The following is a 13,459-nucleotide window of genomic DNA, read 5'->3' as shown; positions in this document are numbered from 1 at the left end:
ATTTAGGAGTTGTTAAAGCCCTACGAAAACCAGTCTCCAGGCTGGATTTATCTCCTTTTCCTGCACCCTCTTGACAAATGTGCAATTACCTTAACCTCTCACGGATGGCGATAGTGTAGGCTTTAACCTGGAACTGCTCAAGTATGTCGATGTGGCACTGGGCATGACCAACAGTATAGATATCATTGACAACAAAAGTTTCATTGTTGCGATAGCGTCCGCCTTGGGTTTGCTGTAGGTGTTCGTCTTCCCATACGGTTTTGATATCGGGGCCAACCAGAGGCACCCAGTCACTTCCTACAGATTCAGCAATAAATTCACCGCTCCAGTCAGAGTTGAAGCGATATATTGCTAGGCGATCGCATTTGAACAACTGCCGCAATTCTGCCAAGGTAGTGCGGTAAATCGTTTCTGCGTGTTGGGAATGACGCATTCTCTCCGCCATGCGCGCGATCGCGTTTTCTACTTCAGCTACTTGGGTCATTTCTAGATTTTTTAACCGTAGCTGTTCGATATATTCAGCTTGCTGGAGAGCAATGCTCAACGGTTCGCCGATCTGCAACAAAGCACCGATCTCTTCCTCAGTCCATTTCCGCACATCAGAATTCTGATAAGCTACTAACAAACCCCAAAGATTACCAGCGCGGAAGATGGGAACATTAATGTATGCTTTGGCTTGGAACTTCTCTAATATTTCTAAATAGCAAGGTGAAAAACCAGCAGCATAAATATCGTTGACTTTACGAAAGCGCGTTCCTTTGGTGTAGACTCCACCCTGGGTTTCCTTGAGATAGGTATCGGCATCAGGTTTAACAGGGGAGCCATATTCCTTAATATTGCAACGCTCTGAAGATATCAGACCTGTTTTTAAAATGCTGTCTTGTTCCTGCATCTCCAACAGGGACGGCCAACCAGCAGCCACAGATTCAGCGATCACTTCTCCACTCCAGTCTGGATAAATTTGATAAATGACAACGCGATCGCATTTTAAAAATCGCCGCAATTCTTGGGTTGTAATCCGGAAAAGGGTGCGAAGATCCATTGCTTGCCCAATCTTTTCAATGATGCCGAAAACAGTACGTTCTCGTTCAATCAGTTTGGCTGACTCCTCAGAGCGTTTATAAAGTTGTTGCTGATATTGCAACTGTTGAATAGCAATACTAGATAGAGATGCAACCTGCACCATCAGTCGCACTTCACTATCTTTCCACTGACGAGGCTGAGAATTTTGATAGGCAGCGAGCAAGCCCCACAACTTTTCTCCCTGGAAGATGGCAACAATAATGTATGCTTTAGCTTGATAGGTTTCTAAAATTTTGATATAGCAGTCAGAAAAACCAGCACTGTAAATATCATTAGTGACTCGATAGACCTGGCCGCGATGGAAATTTTTGCCTTGGGTGTGCTGAATGTAGCTATCTGCACTGTGCGATCGCCCTGTTGTCCCAACCAATCCCCCTTCGTCTGCAAGGTTCCTCACACTGCAATAGTTAACGTTATTGACAATTGCTGGATTGTTTCGCTGTTCTTCTAATAGAGAAACCCACTCCGAGCCAGCAGATTCAGCCACAAATTCCCCACTCCAATCTGGCTGAAAACGATAAATTGCCACGCGATCGCATTTTAGTGACTGTCGCACTTCTTGGGTGGCAACGCGAAAGATGGTATCCAAATCTTTGGACTGGAGAATTTTATTTGCTACACCAGTAAGGATTTGGTCTTTTTCCACTTCTTGTTGCAACGTAGTCTGAATCACGGCAACTTGCAGTTGCGCTTCTAATTCCTGCTCGATTAGTTTTAGTAACTGAATGTCAGCATTTTGCCACTGACGAGGTGCAGTGCATTGCTGCACTACCAACAAACCCCAAACCCCGTCTTTTGTTAAGATCGGCAAACTCACACAAGCTCTTACCTGAAAGCGATCTACGAGCTGCTTTTGGTAAGGAGACAAGCTTGCACTGTAGGTATCCGCGATCGCGACTAATTTTTCTTGTTGATAAAGCTTGGCAGAACCTAACCCAAAAGTGACGGCAGGCAGTTTTTCCTTCAGCATTGGCGTAAAGCCGTCTCTCATCGCCTCCGCAACAACTATCCCCAGCGTCGGATTCGTAAACTCATATACCACCACGCGATCGACTTGCAGGGCGCTTTGTAGCTCCAAGACAGCAGTGGCCAGCAAAGTATCTAGATCGGAAAATTGGCGGATTTTGCTGGCGATCTCCTGTACTTGCTCTACCTCTAATCCATCTCCTCCGTCTTGATATGGCAACACACTTAGCAGTTCTTTTAATTTGCGGATTCTCTCTCGCAATGGCCCTGTTTCCACCCAATCAGCTTGATCCAGTTCAGTTCGCAATTCTTCTAGAGCGGAACTGATTTGCTGTTTTGCTCGTACATCAACGGTATGCCCGTTATCGGTGTCCTTATAACCGTTGCTGGAATTTGAGTGTGGTTGGCTGGGTGTATGCATTACCATGATCTTTCTTGCTATGAAGGTTGTCGGAATTAATAAGTAGAATGCAGAGTAAACTTCTTGCAGAAGTCGGGAAAAGGGATAAGAAAGAGGGGAAAAGGTTAAAGGGAAAAGGGAAAAGGAATGAACAAGTCGCCCACGTTAGCGTAGAGGCCAGAAGTGCGGGGCGAGGTTTTTACCCTTCCCCTCTTTCTTATCCCTTTTCCCCAAGAGTGCAAAACTATTTTTGCAAGAGACTCCATGAACACAATTCACAATGAAGGAATGAAAATATTTCTTTCCCAGTCCCCAGTCCCCAGTCCCCAGTCCCTATTTTCAAGGCAGGTCTAGTGTTAAAGAGGCTGAAGGGCTTGAATCACAACATGGGTGTCAATTAACATCAAAGGGCTACCTTGAGAATCTACAAAGTAACCCTGCAAGAACGAGCCTAGTCGGGCGGGTAACATCGATGCCGAAATCGGTAACCGCTCTTGGGGGTCATAAACTTCAATGGTATTGACTTGCTCCACCAACAGCCCAACCGTTTGATTCTGGACTTGAACAAGCATCGCCATGCCAGAGTTACGCACACTGTCTCGCCGACACCAGTGTGTTGCCCCCAACAAACCTGCTAAATCAAGAATCCAGATAGCTTCTCCCCGCCAATTCATTATGCCTAACAAGAATTCTGCTACCTGCGGTACTGGCAAAATCTCAGTGAGTGCAACCTGAATTACTCCCCGCAAATCAGCTAGTGGGAGTAAACCATTCACCTTTCCATTCAATGGAAATCTTAAAAACCTCTGGTTGTTTCCTTGGGGAGAGTTTTCAAGTCGAAATTGACTATTAATGGGTAGCGCTCTAAAGCTATCATTGCCCTGTACCATTGCCCCAGTTTCCTTTAGCGAATAAATTTACTAACAGTCTGGAGCAAGGTATTTTCATCTACAGGTTTGACTAAATAGCCATCGGCACCACTCATATTGCCCCAAGTTCTATCAACATCTGTGTTTTTAGTTGAGCAAATCACTACTGGGATTGCTTTTGTTGTCGGATCGGCTTTCAACTTGCGGCAGAACTCAAATCCACTTTGCCCTGGCAAAATCAAATCCAGTAAGATCAAGTCAGGTTTCTGTTGTTTCAACCTCAGTTGAGCCTCTTCACCACTGCGAACTTCATATACTGAATATCCTCCTTGCTCCAGGAAACGTGTCATCTTTTCGGATTCTGTGAGGCTATCTTCAACTAAAAGAACTTTTTTCATTTTTATTTCCTAACTATTTAATTGAGAATTTGAAAATAAGGCAGGGGGCAGTGTTTCGACTACGCGGTAATCGAGCGAAGTCGAGATTCAACAACCGGGCAGAAGGAAAGTTTAAGATTTTTCATACTTAGTTGTGCCAAAACTGGGCATGAATAGCTGTTTTGAAAATGGGTGTAGGAGAGGCACTAGCATGACTATCGCTTCAACCTAAACGCTTAAATACTTGTGAAGCACATTGAGTACTTTTTCTGACTCTACAGGTTTACCCAAAAAGTCAGTTGCCCCTACTAATTTTGCTCGCATCCGATCTACTATTCCATCTTTCCCTGTTAAGATGACAACCGGCACATCTTTGAGGCTTGGAGTTTTACGGATTTGAGAACAAATTTCATAACCATTCACTTTTGGCATCAAAAGATCCAAAAAAATGAAGTCTGGCTTGCTTTTAATTAGCTTTAAAACTGCCGTCAAGGAATCTTGAATGCCAACAAAGCGATAACCTTGATGGGTCATTATTTCCTCCAAACTGCGACAGATTACCGGACTATCATCTACGCAGGCTACTAAAGGTTTTGAGACATCAATAATTGCTTTGCTAGCTGCTGGGGGGGCAACTTGTAAAACAGTGTCCTCTTCTCTCTTGAGTGAAGAATTAGAATTATTCACTGCACTGGATGGAGTGGCAATTTGTTTGCTAGTCGCTGGAGGTGCAACTTGTAAAACAGTGTCCTCTTCTCTCTTGAGTGAAGAATTAGAATTATTCACTGCACTGGATGGAGTGGCAATTTGTTTGCTAGTCGCTGGAGGTGCAACTTGTATAACAGTGTTCTCTTCTGTCTTCGGTGAAGAATTGGGATTATTAACTGCACTGGACGGGTTGCCAGTTTCTTGACTAATCCCAACCTTTCTAGGACTTGGAGTGGGTGAATAAGCGATCGCCCCTGCTTTTACCAATGGCATCAAGAACCGGGCCAAAACTAAGGCATCCCGACCGCTTTTTTGCCCTAGACCTCGTAAAGTTTTTGTGCCATCAACTAGAGAAATAATCTGTTTAGAGGATGCTTGTCCTTGGAGTAGTTCAAGTTTTTCAATGACAGGATATAAATTAGGCGAGTAACTAGCCAATCCTGCATCTCGCCATTCTTGCCAGGTTTGTGTAGCCTGTTTTAAGACTTCCTCAGTTGGTATTACAGCTAGAAGAAACCCAGGAACTGCACCAACAACGGTAGTAGGCGACAACTGCCCTGCTGGATTGTTGCCATTTCTTTTGGCTTCAACGTACTGCATTATGTCAAACAGGACTTCAGCTATTAAGCTTGTAATCAGGCTAACAAGTTGTTGTTGTTCGATTAATTTTTGTTCTCGCAATTTACCAAGAATGCAATACTCGCGATAACTTTCCTGCCCTGAGACAAGCCCCTCCAACTTTGTCATATCCAGATTAGGACAGTAGCGTGACAAGTGTCGTCGCCATCGCTCATCGGCATTAGAACCGCCAGCCTGCCAAATTAATCGTCCTAAACGAAAATATAGTGTCCAAGTCGGCCCTTCCCTGGCTTCAAGATTCAGCCTACCTGTGAATAATTTAGTTTGAAGTTGCTCGATCAATTGATTCACAATGGATCGCACCTCCATATATATCTTGAGTTTTGCATTTACATTAGAATTCCCCAAACAATCCAGCTTATTAACCTCATCGTGCGATCGCCAATAGCACAGTTCAAAACCTTGATGGAGCTACCCTAGCTTGTTATATCCCTTTCCCATCTGGATATTTTTAAAGTTCAAAGCCGGAAGCTCAAATAAAGATTTAAGCTCTTTTTTTAATTAGAAATAAGTTATCTATATTACTTTTGCAACGTTACATATACTGAGATAATTGCTTGTCAATACAGACCTTAAAAAGATGGAAATGTTGAATACTACAAAGCATAGACCAGCTTTTATGCTTATCGATTGTGTACTATGCCGGCTTGAGACAAAAGACACAAGCGATCGCCCAACCGCTAGTCTGCAAATACAAAAAATGAGGTTGAATTAAGTTTGTCAAGAAATTGCTTGTTGCCGAATAAAGTATTGGCGATCGCGTTGTTCTAGTACCCCTTGCTTGATTAAGGAGCGCAGAATATCTATCGTTTGTACCCGGCTTAAGCCTATCACCTCTTCAATTTCTATTAGAGTAGCTCCTTCGGCTTGCTCAATATATTGCTGTACTTTAGATTTAGCAGTATCCGCATTCAAAGCAGGCACTTTCTTAGTCATGGTATTGGCGGAAGGCCGAAAACCAGTGGCTTTAATTACAGAACGGGAGATTGAGCGTTTTGGAACTGTTACAACTAATTTCTCTTGTTTAGCAGGAGCCGTGGAAACAGCTTGTTTATGACTGTAATCGTCCCAAACACTGTTATGTAAAATTGCCCGGAAATTTTGCAAATCTTGGAATAATGCCTGAGCCTTTGCTGCCCGCTGTTGGCGGTATTTTTGCTGGCGTTGGCAGACATCTGTTTTTATTTGCAATATTTCTAATTGGCGCTCTACAATCTCTTGCTGAAATTGCTGCTGTTGTAACTTTCTGTTGTTGTGAAGGCTAGTAACAGAACTGCTCAATTCTTGATGAAGCAAATCTGCTTGCAGCTGCAATTCTTTTTGAGTTACCTGTTTCCACTGGTTAACTTGTTGACGGCGTTCAGCAGTTACTTGTAATCGCTCTTGTCGCTCTTGTTCCCATAAATTCTTGAGAGACATCAACTGAAATCTCCTATTTTGTTAACTAGAAATATTAAATAGGAGCCATGAAGACTCCCTTTTTCTAATGTGGTGTTAAGCAGCAGATGGAACAGCTGCCTGAGATGTTAAACCAACTGCCTCGGCATATCTTAAATAAGTTTCAACTGAAGCAATCACAATCCGAGCTTCTATTGCTAGCAGTTCAATACCAACTAAAGAAACACGCACCCAAGCATCAACTACAATTCCTTTGTCTAAAATGCGGTCAATAACTTCAGCTAGACTTGAAGATGAGTTAACTTTTTCAACAGCCATTTTCTTTTCCTCTCACAACTCTAATTATTGGTTTCATATTGCTCTGAACGAGCACTAGGTAAAACTTACACAATGTGTTTTATTCTTCCTGGGTTTAGTGTTCCCAAAAATATAAGATAAATAAAATAAAATAAAAAAATACTAAAAAGTTAACAATATTTTTTTGACATAAAAAATAACAGCAAAAATTATCTCGTCTTTATTTTTTCTTTGACAAGCTTTAATATTATTTTTTATGAATTTATATGAGACGATTTTGGAGAAAATGATACGGTGGCAGAGCTTCGCTCAGTGACAATTGCCAGTGCGAGCATTGTACTTGCCAAAGGGAAAATTGCTCCGTACTTACCGTTGAATTGTTGCGCTGTGCTAAAAAGTGGATTTGTCGCACATCTGGCTGTCGAGTTTCACAGATAACATTTGTATAAGTTTTGAGAATTAACTGGTTCAAGAGTTCCCACTGTTCGGATTGTTGTGCTTGAAATGCTTGCTGTGTTTGGTAGCGTTGTTTTTTAGCTAACAAATAGGCTTTTCCTCTAGCATCAATAGTGTCAGACTCATCAAGCAAATTACAGGGTGTAGCTTTTAAAGTGTACTCAACTTTGTTTCTTAGGTGAGTTAGGGTTTCTAGATACTGCTGTTGGTGCTTTTCTAGATGATTCAGCAGTGTTTCTTGCGAGGTAAAACCGCTTCCAAAGCGTAAGGGAAGAAGGGGAGTTTGTTGAAAGAGTTCTCGAATTACGCGATCGTGGGTTAACACAGATTGAAGTAAACGCTCATCCGTTGCTTGTAATGCCTCCACTGAGATTTCCGGCTCTACGATCGCGGCTAAACCAGAAGAATAAACGAGTTCAGTATTCCTTTCCATCCCTAAAGGTAGAACAAGCTCTGATGCGATCGGTATTAAAAGAGCATAGGCGTATATTGACATAAGTAGGTTGGCGTGAATGTTTATCGTTGAGAGGAGGCAGGGGGCAGAGGGCAGGAGGGAAGAGGGAAGAAGGAATTGGCTCTGAAGTTCCGCATTTTTTCAATCAAGTAAGCTACTCATGCCTAGTTTTGGCACAATCAAGGATGAAAATTCTTATCTTTTCCTTCTGCCTCCTGCCTCTATTCAGATTGATGCTGATTAGCAAGCATTTGATATGTAACTTGGAAATCATCATTTGTAATCTGAATTAGGCTAGAGTCGCTTAATCCTTGAGCGCGATATCGACGAATTGCGCTTAAAGCAGCTTGATTGCTCAACAAAGCCAAGTCTGCCCCATTCCAACCCTCGGTAACTGTCGCCCAGGTTTCTAAATCGACATCAACCAAGGGACGATCTAGATTGTGAACTCGTAAAATCGCTAATCGGCTGGTTCGATCTGGCAGATCGATTTTGATTTGTAAGTCCAATCTTCCGGCTCTGAGCAAGGCAGGATCGAGGGTTTCTGGACGATTGGTTGCTCCTACTAACAATACTTTCGGGCATTCATGCAACCCATCTAATTCGGTGAGCAGTTGACCGACGACGCGATCGCTAACTCCAGAATCACCACTGAATCGTCCCCGTGCTGGTGCTAGGGTATCTATTTCATCTACAAACACAACGCAAGGCGCTGCTTGCCGAGCTTTGCCAAAAAGTTCTCTGACTGCTTGTTCTGCGGCTCCTACCCATCGGCTGAGTAATTCCGGGCCATTTACAGCAATAAAGTTGGCTCTCGCCTGAGAAGCGATCGCTTTTGCCAGTAATGTTTTTCCCGTTCCCGGCGGCCCCCACAACAAAATCCCACGGGGAGGCTTGGCTTTGGTTTGCTCGTATAGTTCGGGATATAGAAGTGCGCCCTCTACAGATTCTTGAAGTTTTTGTTTCACATCATCCAAACCACCAATGTCATCCCAACTGACATTTGGTGCTTCAACTGCTACAGACCTGAGAACTGAGGGTTTTATCTCCTTAATTGCTTCGAGAAAATCCTGGTGCATGACTGTCATGTTCTCAGGAATCGGACTGTTGAGTGAGGGAACTTGACGACGCAGGGCAATGTAGGCTGCTTTTTGACAAAGAGCTTTAATATCGGCACCGACAAAACCGACAGCCAAATCAGCGATCGCTCCTAAATCAACCGAAGTCTCCAAGGGCATGGCACTTGTTAAAATCGTGAGAATTTCCAATCGTCCATTGCGATCGGGAACGCGAAAATGAACTTCGCGATCGAAGCGTCCCGGACGACGCAGTGCCGGATCGAGATAATCGGGGCGATTTGTTGCCGCTAATACAAGTACGCCCTCAGTTTTGGCAAACCCATCCATTAACCCAAGCAACTGCGCCACTAGTCTTTTTTCAACTTCACCTTCTACTTGGCTGCGATCTGGGGCGAGACTGTCAATTTCATCAATAAATATCAGGCAGGGAGCAGAACGAGTTGCTTTCTCAAAAATGCTTCGCAAACGAGCTTCTGCTTCCCCGTAATACTTGCTCATCACCTCTGGGCCATTGATGGCAATGTAGTTTAGTTCTAACTCTTCTGCCAAAACGCGGGCTGTTAAAGTTTTTCCCGTACCGGGCGGCCCAACTAGCAAAACCCCACGCGGAGGCTCTAAGCCTAATTTTGCCAATAAATCAGGACGTTTAAGGGGAATTTCCACTAACTCTCTGATTTCTTTGAGAACATCAGCCAAGCCGCCGACATCTTGCCAAGAAGCTTTTGAGTTTGTCCGAGGTGATGGCGGGGTGACATCAGCATCATCCATTGGTGTAGCTGCATCGGTGGAATTGGATCGGACTCGGCTAGAACTATTTTTTCTCGGAATATTGCCTTGCCGGGGAATACTACTGAGATTATGGGAGCGAATTTGAATAGAAGTTTTTAACTCGCCTTTCTCTGCTTTTTCTTCTAAAGCTTTGGCAATTTCTAATAGCTGTTCAAATCCTTTAAAAATGTCGTCCATTGAGTTTATTTAAATAAAAGATAGAGAAAGATTTAAAAATAGGCTTCTTGTACGAATGTTGGAAACAAGAAATTTTTATCTCACGCAAAGGCGCAAAGAAGAGAAGGAAAAAAAGGACTTTTGTAAGAATTCTAAAGATTCTTAGACCTCTTGCATCAATCAGATTATGGCTACTAAACAGTTGATTTATCTGTACCTCTTTGCGCCTTTGCGCCTTTGCGTGAAAAAAATTATTTATGCAAGATGTCTTTTGATTTTCAATTTTTATTGCTGTTTAGTTGGAACTGGATAATCGAAGACGAGCAAAGTTAAATGGGGCAGTGAAATTGTTGTAGCGAATTCGCAAACGTTCTTCAAATTGACGATCAAGTGCTTCAACCTGTTCGCTAAATTGTGATTCTGCTTCCCAAGGAATTAGGTAGGCTGCGTTGTAAATCATTGTGTCCATTTGGGGACTATTTTCCACTACATCGATCGCAATGGAGTTGAGAGTGCCTTGAAATAAATTTATGATGCCTTGTTTGCGATCGCTCATTCCCTGTTCGATAAATTGTCCTATTTGGATTACCTGCTCCATATTCAGAGGTTGACCCGCTAGCTTATCCCTTTCAGTTTTGAGAGCTGGATTTTCTGCTAATAGTCCCTGAATTTCTGCCTCGGTATTCCAAAAAACTTTGACACTAACTTCTCGGCGACCCGATAACTTTGCTAGCAATTGCGTCAATTCTTCTTGATGAGGACGAATTAATTGCTCTGAAAACGTTTCCCAGCTTGCAACCAAAAGTCCAAATTGTACGGGCAGTAAATTGCGTTGGCGTAGCCCGTCGTAGACATCGCCTGCTTGCATAATGTCCTCAAGGACTTTCTCATGACTTAGCAGATTACGACGGCTTGCTAAATAACGCTCTTGCTGTGCTTCGGAGTAGATGACTGCAAAATCATCCAAAATTTTAATTTGTACCGGTTGCCGATCTAAGCCCTCTAAATTTAAATCTTGCGGAGCAGGCAAGGTCAAAATTCCATAAATGTAAAAGCCATAACTCATAAAAATGTCTTACCCAGAAGAATGTAGATAAAAAAGTTATAGGGGTTTAGAGGTGAGTACTAATCTTAACTTGGCGTGAACTAAGTTTAATTGAGCCAGTCCTAAGTCTAAGTCACCTTCAACTACCACACCCGTATTTAATAGGCGATCGAGGAGTTCTAGAATAGAGGGTTGGCTAGAGGTTTCACCGGGGTAGTATCCTCCAGATTGGGGAAGTAAAGTTCCCATTTCACCCAAGTTAATATTTAGATCGGCTGGGTCAATATCAAATACCTCGCAAAGCTTAACAACCTGTTGTTCAAGCTGTCGCAAGCTTTCGGCAGCCCGATCTAACTCAGAGTCGCTGAGGTTGCCAGCATCCATGCGCCGAATCACCTGAGCTTCCATGAGTTGGCGTATCAGTTCAACAACCGTCAATAACAACGGTGCTAAACCTGAATCGGAACCTTTTGATTTGCTAATCGCCTGCATTCTGATGATTAATAGGATTGAGTGCTTTGAGCGATCGCAGTTCTGTTTCTAGACTGGCAACACGCTCTTGAAGTTGTTGATTAGTTGTTAATAAGGAACGAGCTTGACTATTGAGGTAGGGGTCGCTCTCCCACCAGTTAATTCCAATCTCTTTGGCTTTATCAACAGAAGAAATCAACAAACGAATCCTGATGTTGAGCAGTTCTGTGGAGCCTACGGAAATAGAAATATCTCCTGCTATAACAATGCCTTTATCTAGAACCCGTTCGAGAATATCCGCCAAGGTAGAACCCTGAGTTGCTGTGATAACTCCCCGGTTAGTATGAGTACTCATTTGTTTATTAAATGGCCAGAATCAAAAGCAACTGTCTGTGATATGTTCGGTGGCTCGGCATTGCCCTGCATTTGTACTAATACTCCCTGCTCTCTGAGAGACTTGAGTGCAGCCACAATTTGACTGCGATCGATCCCTAATTCTGCTGCCAAATCAGAGAAACGCCTTCCCGGAGAATTACACAGGTAGTTGTAGACTTCATGCTCGTAAGGTACTCGTTGTTCCAATACAATCTGATTTTGACTGTCTGGTATTATCTCTTCTGCCGGCTGAGATTGAGTATTTGTACTATGATACAATTCACTCAAAACCTCTTCTAGTAGCCGAGTTGCTTCCATACGAGGTTGATTGGTGCGAGAAAGCAGGATATCAGCACAAATATCTTGGAAGTTAGGCTCTTCAAAGTTTACGGAAATTTCGTGTTCGTGGCAGATTCTAGCAATCATCAGACAGGAACGTAACCCACCCCCCTGTCCAGAGCCAGAGCGACTCCAAAACATCCGCACTAAACGCACGATTTTTTCTGCTTTCTCAGAATCTATGCCTGTTTTATGAACTACAATCTCCTGCTGAGTTAGTTCATCAGGTGGAGGCATATCGATGGTAATAACACGATCCATCAAAGCATCCTGAGTTGCATGGACTCCACAATACTCTTGAGGATTCGATGTTAAGATTGCCCGAAACTGGGGATGAACCCGGATATACTCGGCTCGATGTTGGTTTGTTGGTAATACTAATAGCCTTTCCTCAAGTACGGAGAGTAAAACGTTATTTACCTCCGGGTGCGATCGGTTGAATTCGTCGTAAACCAGCGTAAATCCTTCTTTACAAGCTAGGGTTAATCGTGCATCAACCCAATGTTGTCGCAGTTCATCCTCAACTTTAACAACGCTGTGAATGAAGTTATCAACAACCTTTTTACGGGTATAACCTAATTGATTACCAATCAAGTCTGAGGTTTTAAACTCATCATCTCCAAATAAGAGGATGATAGGCTGGTTGAGCAAATCAGCTAGATGCATTGCCAGAGTAGTTTTTCCGACTCCAGCCGCACCACGTAAATGTACTGAAAAACCTGACTGTAGATAGCGCAAAGCACGTTGAGCGACGCGTTGAATAGCTGGGGTATTGACAAATCGCTGGGGAGATGCATTTAATACTGTTGTCAAACTCTAAGTACCTCCTAAATAGTAATTTTCTAAAAAAGTAATTTTTTGCACATCGGATATATAAAATACGGATGTCAATAAGCCTTAACTGGACTCAAATCCAACACATTTTGGCATCAACACAAGACTAGTAATGTTTAATATCTATGTCATCAGCATGATTACGGTCTTGCGAGGACAGCTTTAATAAATCTACACAGGTGTAAACTAATATGGTTCTGCGCTTCTTACTATTACCGATTACCGGCCCATTAATGGGGGTAACGTGGCTTGGGGAAAAAATTTTAGAACAAGCAAGTACTGAAATTGATGATAAAGAAAATCTCAGCAAGCAGCTTCTTGCACTCCAACTTGCTTTTGATATGGGAGAAATTCCTGAAGACGAGTTTGAAATTCAGGAAGAAGCCCTTTTATTAGCGATTCTGGAAGCAGAAAAGCAGGAAACAGGGTTAGGGCAATAGGGTTTGTATAAATGCGGGATGATTTTTGTCACGCAGACGAGCCAGTGCGTTGGGCGGGCAATGCCCGACTTGAAGCAACTGGCGTAGCGCAGAGAGGATAAGGAGTTTTAAATTTCAATACGTACAATTTCATCCCTAGATTCAGCAACGCCAGGAAAAGAGTCTTTTCCCGATATTTTCACTAATACATGAGATGTGTTGACGTTGTATATACAATATTCTATATTAGATATTAAGCATTACTGAAGTAAGGTTGCAGCTTACTTTAGTAATGCTTAATATGA

Annotated in this window: 13 protein-coding genes; 1 reads left to right on the top strand and 12 read right to left on the bottom strand. The window is 42.9% G+C overall.

Annotated elements, in window-relative coordinates; genetic code table 11:
- Nucleotides 1-85 precede the first annotated feature (85 nt).
- The 12 genes from H6H03_RS02480 to gvpN all read right to left on the bottom strand — a co-directional run bounded on the left by H6H03_RS02480 (nucleotide 86) and on the right by gvpN (nucleotide 12,714).
- A complete protein-coding gene (locus H6H03_RS02480) occupies nucleotides 86-2,476 on the bottom strand; it encodes a GAF domain-containing protein (RefSeq protein ID WP_242057686.1) in 2,391 nt (796 codons plus the stop codon).
- 329 nt (nucleotides 2,477-2,805) lie between these two features.
- Complete coding sequence (locus H6H03_RS02475) at nucleotides 2,806-3,339, bottom strand: chemotaxis protein CheW (RefSeq protein ID WP_190953538.1); 534 nt, start codon at nucleotides 3,337-3,339, stop codon at nucleotides 2,806-2,808.
- Nucleotides 3,340-3,353: 14 nt separating this feature from the next.
- Nucleotides 3,354-3,716, bottom strand: coding sequence for a response regulator transcription factor (locus H6H03_RS02470; RefSeq protein WP_190953537.1), 363 nt, complete (start codon nucleotides 3,714-3,716; stop codon nucleotides 3,354-3,356).
- A 207-nt stretch (nucleotides 3,717-3,923) separates the two neighbouring features.
- Nucleotides 3,924-5,333, bottom strand: a complete 1,410-nt coding sequence (locus tag H6H03_RS02465) for a response regulator (protein WP_190953536.1) — start codon at nucleotides 5,331-5,333, stop codon at nucleotides 3,924-3,926.
- 429 nt (nucleotides 5,334-5,762) lie between these two features.
- A complete protein-coding gene (locus tag H6H03_RS02460) occupies nucleotides 5,763-6,461 on the bottom strand; it encodes a gas vesicle protein GvpC (RefSeq protein ID WP_190953535.1) in 699 nt (232 codons plus the stop codon).
- Between the two features lie 75 nt (nucleotides 6,462-6,536).
- Complete coding sequence (gene gvpA, locus H6H03_RS02455; protein WP_073640805.1) at nucleotides 6,537-6,758, bottom strand: gas vesicle structural protein GvpA; 222 nt, start codon at nucleotides 6,756-6,758, stop codon at nucleotides 6,537-6,539.
- A gap of 241 nt (nucleotides 6,759-6,999) precedes the next feature.
- A complete protein-coding gene (locus H6H03_RS02450; RefSeq protein ID WP_190953534.1) occupies nucleotides 7,000-7,689 on the bottom strand; it encodes a GvpL/GvpF family gas vesicle protein in 690 nt (229 codons plus the stop codon).
- A 179-nt stretch (nucleotides 7,690-7,868) separates the two neighbouring features.
- Nucleotides 7,869-9,692: an AAA family ATPase gene (locus H6H03_RS02445; protein WP_190953533.1), complete on the bottom strand. Its 1,824-nt coding sequence runs from the start codon at nucleotides 9,690-9,692 to the stop codon at nucleotides 7,869-7,871.
- 274 nt (nucleotides 9,693-9,966) lie between these two features.
- Nucleotides 9,967-10,737, bottom strand: coding sequence for a gas vesicle protein GvpF (gene gvpF / locus H6H03_RS02440; protein ID WP_190953532.1), 771 nt, complete (start codon nucleotides 10,735-10,737; stop codon nucleotides 9,967-9,969).
- A 36-nt stretch (nucleotides 10,738-10,773) separates the two neighbouring features.
- Nucleotides 10,774-11,208 carry a gas vesicle protein K gene (locus H6H03_RS02435; RefSeq protein ID WP_190953531.1) on the bottom strand — a complete coding sequence of 145 codons (435 nt, stop codon included), beginning with the start codon at nucleotides 11,206-11,208 and terminating at the stop codon, nucleotides 10,774-10,776.
- Nucleotides 11,195-11,542: a gas vesicle protein gene (locus tag H6H03_RS02430; RefSeq protein ID WP_190709662.1), complete on the bottom strand. Its 348-nt coding sequence runs from the start codon at nucleotides 11,540-11,542 to the stop codon at nucleotides 11,195-11,197. The genes H6H03_RS02435 and H6H03_RS02430 overlap by 14 nt, the downstream gene beginning before the upstream one ends.
- The gene (gvpN, locus tag H6H03_RS02425; protein WP_190953530.1) at nucleotides 11,539-12,714 is read right to left on the bottom strand and encodes a gas vesicle protein GvpN; all 1,176 of its coding nucleotides are present in this window, start codon (nucleotides 12,712-12,714) and stop codon (nucleotides 11,539-11,541) included. Before gvpN ends, H6H03_RS02430 begins: the two co-directional genes overlap by 4 nt.
- Nucleotides 12,715-12,926: 212 nt before the next feature.
- On the opposite strand from gvpN, the gene H6H03_RS02420 reads away from it, so the two are divergent.
- A complete protein-coding gene (locus H6H03_RS02420) occupies nucleotides 12,927-13,175 on the top strand; it encodes a gas vesicle protein GvpG (protein WP_190953529.1) in 249 nt (82 codons plus the stop codon).
- The last annotated feature ends 284 nt before the right edge of the window (nucleotides 13,176-13,459 follow it).

It is taken from the genome of Nostoc paludosum FACHB-159 (assembly GCF_014698835.1).
GTDB lineage: Bacteria > Cyanobacteriota > Cyanobacteriia > Cyanobacteriales > Nostocaceae > Nostoc > Nostoc paludosum.
The sequence above is the reverse complement of the archived record's forward strand: the minus strand, read 5'-3'. Positions and strand labels throughout refer to the sequence as shown.